The following is a 16,155-nucleotide window of genomic DNA, read 5'->3' on the forward strand; positions in this document are numbered from 1 at the left end:
ATATCAGAAAACCTTCAAAAGAAATCTGCATCTCTCTAAATTATGCAGATTCTCTTATCACCAAAGTCATTTCTAACTTTTCACACTCTAATTGATAAGAGTGATTATTCAAAATATTAATCATTAATTCAACTGTTTGTCGTCCCAGCTCTTGAATAGGTTGTCTAACCGTTGTAATTCCCGGTGTAGTTAACTCTGCTAACGGCTGGTCATCAAAACCCATTACCGCAATATCTTCTGGAACTGCTAATCCTAGCTTTTGTGCTTCAATAATAAAACCTGCCGCTACTTCATCACTACCCGTAAAGATAGCATCCGGTGGATTTGTTTTCATTGCCGCAATCTTTCTAGCAATATCCTTTCCATCTGAAATTGTATGCTGATCTACAAAAATCCATTCAGGATTAACTTTTAGTCCACTCTCCGTTAGCGCTTGATAAAAGCCAGAATTTCGATCCTTATCTTTGCCGCTATCATCAAACAAACCGCCTGTGCAGTATGCAATTTTGCGTCGCCCTATATCTAAAAGATACTTCGTTCCCATATAGGCACCCTTCATTTGATCCAAGCTTACCGTTGGAAGCACACCACTTTCAAAACGTTCATTACATAAAATAACTGGACCATAATGCGTAAACGATTCAATAAAAGCTTCATTATTTTCCAACGCACACATAATGACACCATCTATTTGTTTTCTAGAAAGCAACTTTAAAAAAGAGGTTTCTTTTTCCTTATCCTCATTACTTTGAAAAATCATGATTTGAAAATCATTCTTATAGGCGACTCGCTGAATCTCATCTACGAGATAGGAGAAAAATGGATTCGTAATTCTCGGCACAATCACACCAATAATCTTAGAATTCTGCCCACGAAGCTGTCTAGCAGCCGTACTAGGTTGATAATTCAACTCTTTCATTGCCTTCAAAACCGCTTCTCTTTTATCTTCAGAGACATACTTTTGATTATTAATCACTCTAGAAACCGTTGATACGGATAACCCAGCTAATTTTGCGACATCTGATATTTTAGCCACTTCTTCACCTCACCTTTTGATAACAGCGTTTTCTGATATCGATTTCATAAATAAAATATATCACTTAAGTCAGCTTAGGTCAATACGTTTTTTAAGAAGATGACCTATCTAATTTTATTTTAATGTTATTTATAATTTTCTACGGTATTCGTGTGTTTTTGTAATTTGACCTTTTATAAACACCATCCCCCTCGGCGAATCCCAATTACGGCTTCAACAAAATAATTCAATGAGCTGAGGCAGCTCCATTTACAATAATATCAACTGCGATATCACATTTCTATTCAGAGAATGAATAATACTTAAACGCTTTACTCGTATAAGAGGCTGACCGCACAAGGCAACCAGATTACGAGCTTTGATTGCCTTAACTTGTGAACATTTAAGCCTTGTTTACTTCTTTTAAAATTTCATTTGATACTAGTAAATATTTTTCTTCATTTTCATTAATAATCCCTTTTCCAAATGAATCCAAAAATATTTTTTCAATCGCTTTTCCTAAATCAACATTAGTAGGATCTTTCTTCAATACACCTAAAATTTTATTAATTTCATTTTCATATTCATCCTTTGGGGCAAAAGGAAATAATTCCAACGGGTCCCAATTATTTATGACTTTTTCAATTTTTTCATACATATTTTCACACTACTCCCCAAATAATTTTATTATCAATTCATTCATTGGACCATCAAAATAATCGTTTGACCATGCAGTTACCAATTTACCTTCTTTTGAAATAACAACCACTCCATCTTTAGTTATAAAAGCACATTTATTCCCACCAGCTTGTTCTAATGATTTTCCATTTTTTACTATAGATTCAACTAATTCTTCTGACATTCCCCTTTTATTAAGGCTTTCTAACCCATGTTCTGCATATAAACTCCAGTCAACAGTAATATTAGGGTGGCTAATCAATTTACCCATTTTTCCCATATCATCACCAACAATGACTAATTTTTTCTCTATTTTAATCGCATTGCTTGATTTATCCAAAACTTTTAATGCGTTCCATTCTTTTTCTGTTAATTTTACCGCATCAAAGGCTTTATTGGAATGCTGTGCTAGTTTTGCACTTTTTAAAATAATGAAGTCTTCCACATACTCGACATTCCCATATTGAACCAGAAGGCATTTTATCAACAAGTTCTTTACAAACATAGGCTTCATTAATTGAATCTACTACTTTTTGAGAGCTCCATTCATCTGGAAAAAAGGTAGACTTCCCTCCATTTGATTTTTTAGGAATCCCATTCACTTCAACTTGTGCTTCATATAAAAAGCACAAGACCAACCAGATTACGAGCTTTGATTGCCTTAAATTGTGAGCATTTAAGTCATGTTAACTAACTAAATATAAATTAAATGGTCGAATTTTCCCATCGACTACTGTTTTTAAAACCTCTTTATCCCAAAATGGTAAAATATCTTCTTGAAAAACTTCTTCAAATATCACTTTTGTAACCAAGTCATCTTTTAAAAATTCAGAATACTTATTTATAACTAAACAAATACACTCTTCACTAATCCAACTCAAGTCGTTCATCCAATCAATAAAAGAATCCCAACCTGAACCCGCAGAAGGTAATTTAAATTTATCCGACATTATTTCAAAAAACATCTCCTTAGAATTTACCTGTTCTCCGTCTATTTCAACAAAAAAACAATTACTTACAGGTACTTTTTCTTTTAATTCTAATAACTGTTTATCAGATAATTTTAATATGCAATTTTTCATATTTTTTAACAATCCTTTCTTATTCAATTTTAACAAAGTTTTCATAATGGTCATTTGTATAATATAAATTCCCGTCACTACCTTTGACAAAACGCTCAGAATCTCTTCCAACATTAGGTAATTTACTATTAACGTCAAATTCTTGATAAGTTATAAACTTTCCATTCTTATCCATAGTTGGTAATCTAGCATCTCGATTTTTGAAAGAACTTCCAGCTTTCGTTCCCGGGGGGTTGACTTGCCACATTACTACTCCAACCATTTTTTTTATAAACTTCATGCGATTTTGTAACATTATCTGGCAAACTATCTAATTTTTTAACAGGAATTTTTTTCTCGATTTTTATGGCATCATTTGCTTTATCCAGTATTATAAAATTTTTTTGTACTAATAAATTTGAAAACATAGACTATAAAAAACATCGCTAATAATATTATTACTAGTCTAACATCTTTAACTATTATCAAACACTTCTTTTTCCAATTTATAAATATCTAACTTTCCTTCTTTAAAATAATGAAGTCTTCCACATACTCGACATTCCCATATTGAACCAGAAGGCATTTTATCAACAAGTTCTTCTGCCGTTTTTGGATTTGATTCTAGTACATCATAATAGTCTTTTTCAGAAAAAATCATTAAAGGGTTTGTAGTTTTCAAGGTTTCATCATTGAGTATGTTTCCACATAAGCATTTTATTTTCACGTTAAATCACTCTCCTATTTTATAAATGTAATTCTATTAACTACATCTTTTCCATATTTACCAGTTAATCTAGATATTATTTCTTCAATTTGTTGTGAAGTAAAGTTTGCTTTAGATATGTCATAAATAATCTCACCTGTTCCATCTACTTGTTTCAAAGCATTACCCACTTTTGTAACTAATGTATTGATATTATTCCCATTAAGTGTCTTAATTTCAGTTTTTACTCCATCAACAAGAAGGTCGGGAGTTTTCATAACATTGGGCGCTTCAGGAATAAGTTGAACATTTTTTCCTTGTTCTAAAAGTGATTCTACCACTTTTTTCTCATCCATTTTTTAACACTTGATAAACCGTTCCATACTTCGTTTTAATTTCTCTAATTTCATAATGGTCTTCCTGATTGGCTTGATTGTATTTGGTTAAATGACTGTACCAGCTATTCGCCGAAAGATCCGTAGCTTGATATCCATTTGCTCCACTCTCGAATTTCTTACTTTGACCTAAATAAGCTAATCCTTCTAAGTTTTAAATAACGTTACTGGTAATGTTATCCCTGCTTTTTGGCTATTTCTGCTTTAAAATCAACAATGATATCCTTAAATTTTTCCGTTGGAATTATTATTGTGGGATTTAAAGAATCGTCATCAATTAAGCCCTCAAATAAATCTGATATTTCAGTATTTTCTTTTTTTATTTCTGCAAAACTACGTTCATTTCCAATTTCTTCTAAATCACTTTGTCCTGATAAAACTAGCTCAATTTTTATTAAGATGTCATCAAGAGTAATACTATCACCATATAAATTTAAAAGATTTCCTAAACCTATATTAGAATCATCTGTAAAGTTTATAGTTAAAAGTGTTTTCCCCCATAATTCCACATTTTTATAAACATATTCCATTTTTTAACCTCCTTTTATTTTAATAAATCGGGAAAGCAGAAGTAATTTGACCTGTTTCCGGATTAGTGAACATTTTTATTTCCATTCCATTTTTAAGCTTTCCTAAAAAAGTATTTTTATCAATGTAAACTTTATTAGAATAGGCTTCATTAATTGAATCTATAACCTTTTGAGAGCTCCATTCATCTGGAAAAAAGGTAGACTTCCCTCCATTTGATTTTTTAGGAATCCCATTCACTTCAACTTTTGCTTCATATAAAAAGCACAAGGCCAACCAGATTACGAGCTTTGATTGCCTTAACTTGTGATCATTTAAGTCTTATTAACTTCTTTTGATTTTATAAATAAACTAGTTCATTGTTCATTTTTCCAATATATAATTATATAAAACTTTACCATCTTTAAAAACATATATTCTTTTACATACAGGGCAAATCCACACGTCTCTATTTGGGTAATCAATATCAACTGAATCTATTTCCCCCATATTAATAATATCGTCTAATTCTTTATCAGTATACACTCGTAATTCGATATCATTCGGTGATAACGAATCCGATAAAATATTTCCACATTTACATTGAAATCTCATTTTATCACTCCTAATTTGATTTTATAATTCCTTCAACTGTCCAAATTTCTACCTTACCAGGAAACTTTCCATTTGAAAATTTCCCTGCTGCTCGAGATAATATTTCTTTAGCTTGCTCTTTGGTCAAACCAGCATCAATCCCATTGATTATTACGTTATTAGTATTTTGTTTGAAAGCTTCTTGAATTCTTTTCATACCTGTATTTGTATTCGGATTGGATAACGTTTTTAATTCAGTTAGAACACTATCAATTTTAAAATCAGGTGTTTTAATTATTGAATTAGGGTCTACTGGGATAATTTCAACCGTTTTCCCCTCCCCAACCAATTTATTAACAGCTTTTACTTCATCATCCGTAAGTTTACCTAATTGTCCAATTACTTTACCTGTGTTTTTTTCAACTTTAATCGCATCATTTGCTTTATCCAAAGCTTTTAACGCGTTCCATTCTTTTTCTGTTAATTTTACCGCATCAAACGCTTTATTGGAATGCTGTGCTAGTTTTGCACTTTTTAGAATGTCCTTTAGTTTATCCGGTGGCAACACACTTAGTAACAGCCAGAATCCTGCTCCTGCTTTTTGCAGTTTTGTTGAACCGTCATCCATCAGGACTTCTATATCATCAATTCCCACCAACGTTTTTATGAGTTCGGGCGTTAATTCTGCCATCATACCAACGGTTTCCATAACCTTCGATTTCTGTAATTCTTCACTGGCTTTCTTTTGAATTTTCCCATTTTTTAACACTTGATAAACCGTTCCATACTTCGTTTTAATTTCTCTAATTTCATAATGGTCTTCCTGATTGTCTTGATTGTATTTGGTTAAATGACTGTACCAGACCCTCGCCGAAAGATCCGTAGCTTGATACCCATTTGCTCCACTCTCGAAATTCTTACTTTGACCTAAATAAGCTAATCCTTCTAAAATTGCTTGAATGGTTTCTTGCACCCCATCAAAACTACCTTGTGTTGTACTTTCAAAGTATTCATATCGTTTCAAAATTTCAATTTCTTTCGTCCAATCATCGTATTATTTCCAAAAAATTCTTTTAACACAGGTACATCTTTAAATAAGTCTGCCATAGCTTCCATAAATTCTAGCTTTTGTGTTTGTAAGTGCCTTAATTCATTTTCCAATTCTTGTAACTCGTCTGTATCGAGCCTGTTTTCAGTCTCTCCCACGATACTCTTAAATTCAGTTAGATAGTTCTTAAGTGAATCATCCAAGTCGTACAAAGCATTAAAAATGGCATCTGAGACCACTTTATAGTGACCATGGTGATTTTTTCCAGAGGACCAACCCATTCCCAACAATTCTCTATCTTCCGTAAAGGCATCATTTGACTCGTCATAATCCTTTAAATACCCAACAGTTTCTTGTCTTAATTTAGTGACCTCTTCAGAAAGTGCCTTTAATTCTCGGTAATCTATTCGTGGCATTTAGTTTCCTCTTTTCGTGCATCAAAAATTGCTTCTTCTAACTGGTCTCTTTGTTTGATTTTCCAACTCAATTCTTGTTTCAGTTCGTCTTCACCTTCAGTTAATTTCCCATTAAAAAAATGACTTTCTTCTTCCAAATAGTCAAATTCTCTTAAAACAGAGCGTTCAGCTTCTGTTCCCACACTTAACTGTCCAATTTTATCCCACAATTCTTTTTCTCTTCTTGAAAAGGATTGAAAACTCGAATACGCTGTTTCAATTGACCGATTCGCTTGTTTTAACCTTTTTAACTCATCTTCAACGTCTAAATAGTCCTCGTTCAACACTCGGCTACTTTTTGTCATTTCACGCCCCCTCTTTTTTTCATAGATTTTCATCTTTTTTTTGAATAGCTTCATGAATTTTGACTAAATTTCCAACATCAGTTTTTACATTTGACTTAAATTCTATCGTCGCTTTTTTCATATCACGAATACATTGTGATAAATTTGTGACAGCGATACTTTTTGAATACGAAATTTCTTGTTTTACATCAAATGAAACATGAGAACTCGCTTCAAGCATTGATTTTGTAACTGTGGAAACAATTTCTGAATTTGTAGCTACTTTTTCGATCATAGGGCTCCCCTTCCTCCAACTTTTTATTTAGCTGCTTCTGTCGCTTTTACTTCTTTACTAATTTCTCTCATACTTTTCTTCTCGCTGTTTTTCAGTTTTGTATAAACCACTGTATTCTTCGTATTTTGCTAAGGCTTTACTAGCCGCTACTGCTAAGGTTTCTCCATATATTTCTTTTTTACATTAAATTCTGTTGCTATTTCCCTTCATTCTGTGAAACTTCCCTCGACATCTTGATTAGGCAACTCCGAATTTATTCCGTGGAATTCTGTTATTTTGCGTCTTTAATTGTCCCTTTAATTGAAGACAGGTTTTCAGTATGTTGATCAACTTGTTTATGTAATTTATTTATTAACTGCTTATGTGCATCACATTTTTCTTGATACTCACTTGTTTTAAAGATCACTCCATCACCCTTTCCAGCTAATTAAAATAATTTTATCATATCCTTTAATCATTTATTTTAATCATTTTAACTAATTTCACATATTTTTTAAAAACTTAATATTAATAAAATGGATACATATTTATTAAAAAACAATTGATATTCTTTACTTTAACAACTGGCTTTATCCAAATAAAAAAACTTCAAATTAGACAGATACCGCTTGTCTATTTGAAGTTTATTAAGGTTAATTTTTTTATAACTTTATAGAATCAGTTCTTTTTATAGCTTTTTTCATGATTTAACAGCCATTCTTTTCGCTCAATTCCTCCGCCGTACCCACCAAGTGAACCATCTGACTGGACGACTCGATGACAAGGAATTACAATGGCTAGTTGATTGGCTCCATTTGCATTGCCTACTGCTCGCATAGCAGAAGGTTTTTCTAATTTTGTAGCCAATTCTTTATAGCTAGACGTACTTCCCCTCTCGATCTGGGTCAATTCATGCCAGACACTTTTCTGAAAATCAGATCCGAACAGCTTAATCGGAGTTTCAAAGTATTCCAAATCCTTAGCAAAGTAACGAGCTAATTCTGATTTTATTTGCTTAGATATCACTGTTTCTCCTGGAATAATCGCCGCATTCAAACGATTTCTTAACCGTTCAACCTCTTTTTCTAAACCCCGACGATCGACAAATTCTAGCAGATATAAAAACTCCTCGTCGGCAATACTCAACATCGGTCCTAATTCCGTATCCAACCAAAATGCAGATAAAACTACTGTCTCTTTTGATTTATTTGGTGAACGACCCATAATTTTTGAGAATGCATCACTAAAACCGCTAGATGAATCGTAACCTGAATCAACTTGAGTATAAATAATTTTTTGTCCGTCTTTGATTTCTTTCAGTGCAATCCCCATCCTTCTTGCTCGTGCATATTGAACAAATGTCATTCCATATTTCTGCTTAAATTGTCTTCTGGCTGTTGCCGCATGGATTCCTAATTCTACAAAATCAGCATCTTTCCAGCGTTTTTCAGGATTTTCTTCTACCAAATCTACCATTTGCTGGATTAGTGGCGATAATTCATTAGGATAAGAAAGTGGTTTGCAACGTTTACATGGTCGAAACCCTGATAATAAAGCTTCCTCAGCTGTTTCATAAAAATCACAGTTCTCATATTTTGGCTTCCTCGCAGGACAAGTTGCATGGCAAAAAATCCCTGTTGTTTTGATTCCTGAAAAGAAAATACCATCATAATTTGTATTTTTATCTAACATTGCCTGATAATATTTTTGCTTCGCTTTTTCATCTGTAATCATTTTCTCCACCTCTTTCTTCTACTATAATACTTAATTTTTATGTAGGGGACATTCGCAAAATGAACATTGATTTTTTATTTTTAACTAGTTCAGTTCAATCAAGCTACTTTTATTGTAACAAATGCCCTGATAACTTCAAATGAATAGTCCTGTTCTCTTTCTTCATTTCATCACGTTTATTCACAAACTTGCTCACCCAATCATATATGAAATACCCCTATTTTATGCTATCATATTACTATATGCACCCTACATTTAGATGCGTTTAATTGAAGTGCTAGAAAGGACGATTCGTGTGTTAAAAATTGATAATTTTGAGAACCTTTCAGAAGTAGAGTTAGCCATTTATCGCTTTATTTTGAATAATGACGATAAAATTAGTTTGATGCGTGTTCGCGATGTTGCCAACGGTTCCCACACTTCTGCAACTTCTGTGATGCGTTTTATTAAAAAAATAGGATTTGATTCCTTTCCTGAATTTAAACTACATCTTAAAAATACTGCCTTGGAACAAGCAAGTTCTGAAAATGGGCTAGATAGTTATTTTGATATTTTAAATAAGAAAAACTTTAAAAAAGATTTAGACGATCAAGTGGAGCGCTGTGCTGATTTGGTTATGAATGCTGGTACAACAGTTTTTATGGGCTTAGGAGCATCTGGTGCGATTGGTGATTACGCTAGTCGTAAAATGGCAAATCTAGGATTAAATTCATTTGCCTCAACGGATCGTAGTTACCCTATTCAAAGTCGTTTAAGTAAAGATAAGGTCAATGTAATTTTTGTTTTAAGTGTTTCGGGAAATACGGTGGAAATGCTGGATGTTGTAAATAGCTTTGCATCTGATTCTAACACGAAAATTGTTGTAATCACCAGTAATGCGCAAAGTCGTGTAGCTCAAAAGGCCGATTATTTACTGGATTATATCAGCAATGATGAACGAACTCATATTTACCACGATTTATCTAGCCAAATTCCATGTGTTTTTATCTTAGAATTAATCATTAAAAGAATCCGTCAAAAGCAAACACTTTAGTGGTACACCCTGTACCGTGAGAGTGTTTGTTTTTTATGCATGGTACAAATACCATCTGAATTGAAAGGGCTTCCCTTTTTTTGTTGGTTTCGTTACACTAATACCGAAGATGTAACTTAACGTAGAGCATGCCTGAAAACAACAGCCAGATCTGGATTTTTCAGATAGCCCCTCCTTAAGTTGCTGAAAATTAAAAAGGAGTTATCACATGAATAATTTTAATGCATTTATGGAAAGAACATTGGTTCCAGCCGCAACAAAACTAAACAACCAGCGTCACGTTGCTGCTATCCGGGATTCATTTATGTTTATTTTCCCGTTAACAATGGCCTCATCAATCGTTATTTTACTTAACAACTTAATTTTCTCGAAGGAAGGATTTGTCGCGAGAATTTTATTCTTACCAAAATTTTTCCCTAATTTGGAGTCTGCTCAACAAGTTTTAGCTGCTGCTGCAAATGGAACAATCAACATTATGTCCATTTTTATTGCCTTTTTAGTGGCTAGTTTACTGGCTAAACATTTTAAAGCCGATGATATGTTGGCTGGTTTAACGAGTATTGCTTGTTTTATTATTTTATATCCAACACCTTTTACAGCAGGCGACAAAAGTGTGATGGAAACCACTTATTTAGGCGCTCAAGGATTATTCGTAGCGATGCTAATTGGTTGCATCGTTGGTGAATTTTTACCAAAATTATTCAAAAACAAACGCCTACAAATCACAATGCCTGACATGGTTCCGCCAGCTGTTTCTCGTTCTTTTTCTGGCTTAATTCCAATCGTCTTTATGATTATGATGGCTTCAATTCTGAGCTATGTTATTTCACTATTTGCACCAAACGGGATTAATGAAATTATCTATACAACTATTCAAACACCGCTACGGAATATCGGCGGAAATATCTTTGGCGTCCTAATCATTGCCTTCACACAAAATATCTTATGGGCAATTGGAATTCATGGACCGAATACACTTAATGCTGTTCGTTCAGCAATCTTTACTGAACCTGATTTAGCAAATTTAAGCCATATTAACCAAACGGGGAATTTAAGTGATATTCCTTATCCAGCAACTTGGACGATGTTAAATGATGCCTTTGCAAATATGGGTGGAAGCGGGATGACTCTTGGTTTGATTATTGCGATTTTTATTGCCTCGCGTCGACCTGAGTATAAAGAAATTGCTAAACTCTCACTAGTTCCAGGATTATTTAATATTAACGAGCCGTTAATTTTTGGCTTACCGATTGTTTTAAATCCAATTCTAGTCGTGCCTTTTGTCTTAACTCCAATGGTGAATATCGTGATCGGGTACCTAGTAACTGCGGTATTCCACATTATTCCTTCCCCAGCCATTGGCGTACCGTGGACCACGCCTGGACCTTTGATTCCGTTTCTTGGAACCGGCGGAAACTTCTTAGCTTTAATTATTGGGTTCCTATGCTTGGCGATTTCCGTAGTAATCTATCTACCATTTGTAATCGCTGCAAATAAAGCGGCAGAAAAAGAAATGATCCATGCTTAAAAAATTCGACAAGATGAAAGTAGGTTTTGACTATGTTTAATAAAGATTTTTTATGGGGCGGCGCTGTTGCCGCTCATCAAATTGAGGGCGGTTGGAATCGTGATGGGAAAGGACCTAGTATTGCTGACGTAATGACGGCTGGAGCTAATGGAGTTGCTCGTGAAATTACAGAGGGCATTTTACCAGATAAAAACTATCCAAATCATGAAGCTATTGACTTTTATACCCACTATAAAGAAGATATTGCGTTATTTGCCGAAATGGGCTTGAAAGCTTTTAGAACGTCAATTGCTTGGAGTCGTATTTTCCCAAAAGGTGATGAAACAGAGCCTAATGAAAAAGGACTGCAATTCTATGATGATTTATTTGATGAATTGTTAAAAAATGGGATTGAGCCAATTATTACATTGTCTCATTTTGAAATGCCTTATCATTTGCACACTGAATATGGTGGCTTCAAAAATAAAAAAGTCATTGATTTTTTTGTACATTATGCTGAAGTTGTAATGAATCGTTATAAAGATAAGGTTCACTACTGGATGACGTTTAATGAAATCAACAATCAAGCTGGCGGTCACCATAAATTGCATAACTGGACAAATTCTGGCGTGATTGTCAAAGATGGCGAAAATGCGGAAGAAATTATTTATCAAGCATCGCTGAATGAGTTAATTGCCAGCGCTAAAGTTGTAGCACTAGGTCACGCCATTAAAGCGGATATGCAAGTTGGTTGTATGATGGCTTATGTTCCCGTCTATCCATATTCATGTAATCCTGATGATATGATGGCCTCTGTCAAAGCTATGAACGGGCGCTTTTTCTATAATGATATTCATGCATTTGGTAAAATCCCGGGCTATATCTTAAAAGAATGGGAACGTAAAAATTACAACATTGAGTATTCTCAAGAAGAACTTGATGCCCTAGCAAAGGGCAAAGTTGATTTTATCGGATTTAGTTATTATATGTCTGGTACGGTTACGGGAAACCCAGAAATAGAAGGTTTTGAAATTGAAAAAGACGTTAAGTTGGTAGAAAATCCTTATATTAAATCAAGTGATTGGGGCTGGCCGATTGATCCAGTTGGACTGCGTTATGTATTGAATATCTTACAACAACGTTATGATTTGCCAATGATGATTGTCGAAAATGGCTTTGGTGCTTACGACAAAGTTGAAAAAGATGGCAGTATTAATGATGACTACCGCATTGATTATTTAACAGAGCATATCCAGCAAATGGAGCTTGCCATCAATGAAGACGGTGTAAATTTAATCGGCTATACGCCATGGGGAATTATTGATATCGTCAGCTTCGGTACTGGTGAAATGGAGAAACGTTATGGTTTCATTTATGTCGATAAAGACAATCAGGGCAATGGAACATTAGCACGTAGTAAGAAAAAATCCTTTAACTGGTATCAAGAAGTAATTGCTACAAACGGTAGAAGCACTTTAGAAAAATAGGTAATCTCCACCCTCAAAGTTAAGTGAATTCTACTAACTTTGAGGGTGAATTTTTAATTTTTATAAAATTTAGTTTTCATTTTTTGAAAATTTGAAACAAACATAGTATAATAAAAAAACGCTAGATATTATTTTTGTAAGATAAACTAATACGATTATATTTTGAAATGAGGTGCACTGTGGAAAGTTTAAATACTGAATACAAAGAAGAGATGCCTGAACCTAAAAATATGAAAGCCGAAATTATTTCATTTTTAAATAGCCCAACAGGTGGGCATATTTATCTTGGTGTGAACGATAATGGAAAGCCTGTAAAATTTGCTACAGATGAATTACGAATTGAAAAATATAAAGAATGGGCAAGACTCCTTAATCATTGGATATCGAATGCTTTTAAACCTAATATCGCCGGACTAATTTTTGTAAATCCTGATGCTGAAATTTTCACAATTTCAATCCGCTCAGGTCTAAATAAGCCTTATTATTACATGGATGAGGAAAAATTAAACAACAAAGACCTTTACATTAGACAAGATCATTCTAACAGATTAGCTAGTGATATTGATGTCACACGAATAAGGCAAACTCCGCTGATGAATTCTTTTGATAGTGAGTTGATTACCCAATCGGACCTAGCTTTTTCTTATGCTCAACTTACTTTTGACTCTCTAAATAAAGAGTTTGACATTATTGATTTAGAATTCAAGAAGCATCTAAGGGGTACCTTCAACAATGCCGCCTTAATTGTTAGTGACGCTAACCCACATACGGCAAAATTAGCTGTTTATAAGGGCTTGGATGCCCTCTCTTTTAAAAATAAAGAACAATTTGAAGAATCTATTGCCAAGCAAATTGATGAAGTAATTCATTCTATCCATTTAAATAATAAAATGAAGGTAACTATTGGAAGTACTGGTAAAAGGATTGAATACTACTCCTATCCAGAAGAGGCTATCCGAGAAGCTGTTGTCAATGCATTTGTACATAAAGACTACACATTAGCATCTGATATAAAGATTGAAATCTACGATGATCGATTAGCGATTTCTTCTCCCGGATCGCTACCTAGTGGTTTAACCGCAGACGATGTAAAACAAGGTGCCCATGCTAAAAGAAATCCGCTTATAATGAATGCCCTAGATCAGATGGGCTATATTGAAAATGAAGGTTCCGGAATCAGACGAATCTATTCTTTGTATAAAGGATTTGCTCGTCAGCCTGATTTAATTGCAACGCACAATCTGGTTACAGTTATTCTGTATAATCGAAATTACCGGCTAAATACTGTTGTATTTAACAATAATACATTAATTGAAATTATTGACTACCTCAGCGATGGAAAGTTCGCATCTATAGAAGATATCCAAGAGGCATTAACTTTACAAGAAAGTTACACCATTGAGCTGATTACTAGTTTACGAAAAAAAGGCCTCATTGAATCAGAGGCTCAGGATTCAACACCTAAATATTATCTGAAACATCGAAGCTAACAAATACAGCTTAGTTCTAGCTGAGTACATCAAACAACTCAGCTAGACTGATTCACCCTAATACAAAATGTGAGCTTCTTAATTTTTTTTGCGAAGCTCATTCTGTTTTAAATTTAATTAACTGGATAACCCATCTCTTTTAATTCATCCAAAATCCGTTTACTTTCATCTGAAAAACCATACTCGCTTAATATCCTTTGATTTAATGTTTTTTGTGCATAAATCATCTCAACTAGCTGCTTACCCTGCTGATTGAGATCCTGTTCATAGTAGTCCGCCACCCACTCAATATGCTCATCAATCGTTGGATGAACATACCCAATTAGATAATCTTCTCCGTCACTTTCACCTTCTGGAATAAGCACAGAACCCTTTTGCCAATTGCCTTTATCGCTTTCTCGCCAAAGACAAAAAGTTACACTTTCCATCTCAATTGCTGGATCAGCTAATTGTTTTAATAGTTCTTGAGGAACCTCTTCATAGATTCCTTTATATACTCCAAATTTTTCTTGAACATAAGGGGATAAAACAGATTCATGGTCAAATCCTTTTAAAATACACTTTTCTTCACCAAATAACCCAACTAGTTCATCACCTCCACCATTATTGATATTTCCAAAAGCAAATCCTTGATCCCACTTCGGAACCCATTCATAAACACGGGCATCAAAATCTTCCTCTAAAAGAATGTCTAACGCCGCCCAAGCAATAAAACATTGTTCTAATTCTCTACTATTTTTAAATCCTTCTATCTTTTTTGATATTCTTTCACCTCACTTTATGACATCAGTTTTCTTAAATTCAACAAATTATTTTCTAAAATTCAAATTTAATAGCTTTGTAATTAAGTAACAGCTTGTTTTATTTTGTAACCCTTCCCTAAAGATGAAAAAGCATTCCAACTTATTAAGAAAGCATTTACATTAACTGAACAACACTATATATTAACTTTATATCTATGCAATAAAAAAATTGATTTACAAAAACTACTTAAAAAAGGAGAATACAAAGATGAAAAAAAAGCATTTGCTATATACTCTTTCTGTACTATCTCTAGGAGTCGCGCTGATTGGATGTGGAGCAACCACAAAAACCGAAGCTTCAAATAAGGAAAAAACCAGGATTTCCCTTCAAACACCTGCAAAAAAAGAAATTGCGATGGAACTTGTTTCTAGTGCTGAAAATTCCTCATTAGATTGGAAAGCACAGTATGAATATATCGAAGATATCCATGATGGTCGAGGATATACTGCTGGGATTATTGGTTTTTGCTCGGGTACAGGCGATATGTTAGAGCTGGTTGAAGATTATACAAAAGATGTTCCAGATAATGTCTTAGCAAAATACCTACCTGCTTTAAAAAAGGTCAATGGATCAGATTCTCTTGAAGGATTGGGAAAGAATTTTGAAGAAGATTGGAAAAAAGCAAGCCACGATGAGAAATTCAAACAAGCACAAAATACTATTCGCGATCGAATCTACTTCAACCCCGCTGTTGAACAAGCAAAAAAAGATGGTTTATCAACATTAGGTCAATTTATGTACTATGATGCCATTGTGATGCATGGACCTGGAGATGGTTCTGTCCCACCAGAAGAAAGCTTCCCAGGAATTCGAGAAGAAGCTTTGAAACAAGCAATAACACCTAGTGAAGGTGGCAATGAAACTGAGTTTTTAAAAGCTTTCATTAGTGCTAGAGATGCCGTTATGAGGTTAGAAGAAGCTCATGAAGATTTAAGTCGGACAATTGCTCAAGGGAAGTTTTTGAAAGAAAAAAACTTCGACTTAGCACCACCCTTAAAGTGGAAAATGTATGGGACGACATTCGAGATTAAGAAATAACCCAAAAGCCCTTTTCATTTTTTTGAAAAGAGCTTTTAATCTTTA

General features: G+C 33.9%; 22 protein-coding genes. 5 read left to right on the plus strand and 17 right to left on the minus strand.

Annotation, left to right across the window (positions count from 1 at the left end):
- Positions 1-40: 40 nt before the first annotated feature.
- The 16 genes from BR43_RS09445 to BR43_RS09515 form a co-directional block, all read right to left on the minus strand.
- Positions 41-1,036, minus strand: a complete 996-nt coding sequence (locus BR43_RS09445) for a LacI family DNA-binding transcriptional regulator (RefSeq protein WP_034561462.1) — start codon at positions 1,034-1,036, stop codon at positions 41-43.
- Positions 1,037-1,418: 382 nt separating this feature from the next.
- Complete coding sequence (locus BR43_RS09450) at positions 1,419-1,673, minus strand: DUF1871 family protein (RefSeq protein ID WP_034561463.1); 255 nt, start codon at positions 1,671-1,673, stop codon at positions 1,419-1,421.
- Between the two features lie 9 nt (positions 1,674-1,682).
- A complete protein-coding gene (locus tag BR43_RS19125; protein ID WP_084679876.1) occupies positions 1,683-2,138 on the minus strand; it encodes a hypothetical protein in 456 nt (151 codons plus the stop codon).
- Complete coding sequence (locus BR43_RS19570) at positions 2,086-2,331, minus strand: EndoU domain-containing protein (RefSeq protein ID WP_342668047.1); 246 nt, start codon at positions 2,329-2,331, stop codon at positions 2,086-2,088. The genes BR43_RS19125 and BR43_RS19570 overlap by 53 nt, the downstream gene beginning before the upstream one ends.
- A gap of 48 nt (positions 2,332-2,379) precedes the next feature.
- Positions 2,380-2,802 (minus strand): barstar family protein, encoded by a 423-nt coding sequence (locus BR43_RS09460; protein WP_245617851.1) that lies wholly within the window; start codon positions 2,800-2,802, stop codon positions 2,380-2,382.
- On the minus strand, positions 2,795-3,070 hold the full coding sequence (locus BR43_RS09465) for a ribonuclease domain-containing protein (RefSeq protein ID WP_084679880.1): 276 nt from the start codon (positions 3,068-3,070) through the stop codon (positions 2,795-2,797). Before BR43_RS09465 ends, BR43_RS09460 begins: the two co-directional genes overlap by 8 nt.
- Before the next feature lie 159 nt (positions 3,071-3,229).
- The gene (locus BR43_RS09470) at positions 3,230-3,481 is read right to left on the minus strand and encodes a hypothetical protein (RefSeq protein ID WP_034561466.1); all 252 of its coding nucleotides are present in this window, start codon (positions 3,479-3,481) and stop codon (positions 3,230-3,232) included.
- Positions 3,482-3,495: 14 nt separating this feature from the next.
- A complete protein-coding gene (locus BR43_RS09475) occupies positions 3,496-3,816 on the minus strand; it encodes a CdiA C-terminal domain-containing protein (protein ID WP_034561467.1) in 321 nt (106 codons plus the stop codon).
- A gap of 215 nt (positions 3,817-4,031) precedes the next feature.
- Positions 4,032-4,385 (minus strand): hypothetical protein, encoded by a 354-nt coding sequence (locus BR43_RS09480; protein WP_034561468.1) that lies wholly within the window; start codon positions 4,383-4,385, stop codon positions 4,032-4,034.
- Positions 4,386-4,404: 19 nt separating this feature from the next.
- Entirely contained in the window at positions 4,405-4,653 is a 249-nt protein-coding gene (locus BR43_RS09485; protein WP_245617852.1) for an EndoU domain-containing protein, read from the minus strand.
- Positions 4,654-4,746: 93 nt separating this feature from the next.
- Positions 4,747-4,977 (minus strand): hypothetical protein, encoded by a 231-nt coding sequence (locus tag BR43_RS09490; protein WP_034561470.1) that lies wholly within the window; start codon positions 4,975-4,977, stop codon positions 4,747-4,749.
- A gap of 10 nt (positions 4,978-4,987) precedes the next feature.
- Positions 4,988-5,980, minus strand: a complete 993-nt coding sequence (locus BR43_RS09495) for a CdiA C-terminal domain-containing protein (RefSeq protein ID WP_034561472.1) — start codon at positions 5,978-5,980, stop codon at positions 4,988-4,990.
- Positions 5,977-6,420, minus strand: a complete 444-nt coding sequence (locus tag BR43_RS09500; RefSeq protein WP_034561473.1) for a T7SS effector LXG polymorphic toxin — start codon at positions 6,418-6,420, stop codon at positions 5,977-5,979. Before BR43_RS09500 ends, BR43_RS09495 begins: the two co-directional genes overlap by 4 nt.
- The gene (locus BR43_RS09505) at positions 6,408-6,764 is read right to left on the minus strand and encodes a PHP domain-containing protein (RefSeq protein ID WP_034561474.1); all 357 of its coding nucleotides are present in this window, start codon (positions 6,762-6,764) and stop codon (positions 6,408-6,410) included. The genes BR43_RS09500 and BR43_RS09505 overlap by 13 nt, the downstream gene beginning before the upstream one ends.
- A gap of 19 nt (positions 6,765-6,783) precedes the next feature.
- A complete protein-coding gene (locus BR43_RS09510; RefSeq protein WP_034561475.1) occupies positions 6,784-7,038 on the minus strand; it encodes a DUF3130 family protein in 255 nt (84 codons plus the stop codon).
- 657 nt (positions 7,039-7,695) lie between these two features.
- The gene (locus BR43_RS09515; protein WP_034561476.1) at positions 7,696-8,751 is read right to left on the minus strand and encodes a bifunctional transcriptional activator/DNA repair enzyme AdaA; all 1,056 of its coding nucleotides are present in this window, start codon (positions 8,749-8,751) and stop codon (positions 7,696-7,698) included.
- A gap of 259 nt (positions 8,752-9,010) precedes the next feature.
- Here BR43_RS09515 and BR43_RS09520 point away from each other — a divergent pair, with 259 nt between their 5' ends.
- The 4 genes from BR43_RS09520 (at position 9,011) to BR43_RS09535 (ending at position 14,268) form a co-directional block, all read left to right on the plus strand.
- Positions 9,011-9,784: a MurR/RpiR family transcriptional regulator gene (locus tag BR43_RS09520; protein ID WP_084679884.1), complete on the plus strand. Its 774-nt coding sequence runs from the start codon at positions 9,011-9,013 to the stop codon at positions 9,782-9,784.
- Positions 9,785-9,992: 208 nt separating this feature from the next.
- On the plus strand, positions 9,993-11,312 hold the full coding sequence (locus BR43_RS09525) for a PTS sugar transporter subunit IIC (protein WP_034561477.1): 1,320 nt from the start codon (positions 9,993-9,995) through the stop codon (positions 11,310-11,312).
- A 32-nt stretch (positions 11,313-11,344) separates the two neighbouring features.
- Positions 11,345-12,778, plus strand: coding sequence for a 6-phospho-beta-glucosidase (locus tag BR43_RS09530; RefSeq protein ID WP_034561479.1), 1,434 nt, complete (start codon positions 11,345-11,347; stop codon positions 12,776-12,778).
- Positions 12,779-12,957: 179 nt separating this feature from the next.
- Complete coding sequence (locus BR43_RS09535) at positions 12,958-14,268, plus strand: ATP-binding protein (protein WP_051933896.1); 1,311 nt, start codon at positions 12,958-12,960, stop codon at positions 14,266-14,268.
- Between the two features lie 113 nt (positions 14,269-14,381).
- On the opposite strand, the gene BR43_RS19130 is transcribed toward BR43_RS09535, so the two are convergent.
- Entirely contained in the window at positions 14,382-14,696 is a 315-nt protein-coding gene (locus tag BR43_RS19130) for a hypothetical protein (RefSeq protein WP_051933897.1), read from the minus strand.
- 583 nt (positions 14,697-15,279) lie between these two features.
- Between BR43_RS19130 and BR43_RS09545 the strand changes: the two genes are divergently transcribed.
- Positions 15,280-16,110, plus strand: a complete 831-nt coding sequence (locus tag BR43_RS09545) for a chitosanase (RefSeq protein ID WP_034561481.1) — start codon at positions 15,280-15,282, stop codon at positions 16,108-16,110.
- Positions 16,111-16,155: the final 45 nt, after the last annotated feature.

The sequence above is a fragment of the Carnobacterium gallinarum DSM 4847 genome (assembly GCF_000744375.1).
GTDB lineage: Bacteria > Bacillota > Bacilli > Lactobacillales > Carnobacteriaceae > Carnobacterium > Carnobacterium gallinarum.

What these genes read in the sequence shown, in the direction of transcription:
- BR43_RS09450 (WP_034561463.1), bottom strand. Translation starts at nt 1,673, where the DNA reads ATGTATGAAAAAATTGAAAAAGTCATAAATAATTGGGACCCGTTGGAA.
- BR43_RS09465 (WP_084679880.1), bottom strand. Translation starts at nt 3,070, where the DNA reads ATGTTACAAAATCGCATGAAGTTTATAAAAAAAATGGTTGGAGTAGTA.
- BR43_RS09475 (WP_034561467.1), bottom strand. Translation starts at nt 3,816, where the DNA reads ATGGATGAGAAAAAAGTGGTAGAATCACTTTTAGAACAAGGAAAAAAT.
- BR43_RS09480 (WP_034561468.1), bottom strand. Translation starts at nt 4,385, where the DNA reads ATGGAATATGTTTATAAAAATGTGGAATTATGGGGGAAAACACTTTTA.
- BR43_RS09490 (WP_034561470.1), bottom strand. Translation starts at nt 4,977, where the DNA reads ATGAGATTTCAATGTAAATGTGGAAATATTTTATCGGATTCGTTATCA.
- BR43_RS09500 (WP_034561473.1), bottom strand. Translation starts at nt 6,420, where the DNA reads ATGCCACGAATAGATTACCGAGAATTAAAGGCACTTTCTGAAGAGGTC.
- BR43_RS09505 (WP_034561474.1), bottom strand. Translation starts at nt 6,764, where the DNA reads ATGACAAAAAGTAGCCGAGTGTTGAACGAGGACTATTTAGACGTTGAA.
- BR43_RS09510 (WP_034561475.1), bottom strand. Translation starts at nt 7,038, where the DNA reads ATGATCGAAAAAGTAGCTACAAATTCAGAAATTGTTTCCACAGTTACA.
- BR43_RS09515 (WP_034561476.1), bottom strand. Translation starts at nt 8,751, where the DNA reads ATGATTACAGATGAAAAAGCGAAGCAAAAATATTATCAGGCAATGTTA.
- BR43_RS09520 (WP_084679884.1), top strand. Translation starts at nt 9,011, where the DNA reads ATGCGTTTAATTGAAGTGCTAGAAAGGACGATTCGTGTGTTAAAAATT.
- BR43_RS09525 (WP_034561477.1), top strand. Translation starts at nt 9,993, where the DNA reads ATGAATAATTTTAATGCATTTATGGAAAGAACATTGGTTCCAGCCGCA.
- BR43_RS09530 (WP_034561479.1), top strand. Translation starts at nt 11,345, where the DNA reads ATGTTTAATAAAGATTTTTTATGGGGCGGCGCTGTTGCCGCTCATCAA.
- BR43_RS19130 (WP_051933897.1), bottom strand. Translation starts at nt 14,696, where the DNA reads ATGGAAAGTGTAACTTTTTGTCTTTGGCGAGAAAGCGATAAAGGCAAT.
- BR43_RS09545 (WP_034561481.1), top strand. Translation starts at nt 15,280, where the DNA reads ATGAAAAAAAAGCATTTGCTATATACTCTTTCTGTACTATCTCTAGGA.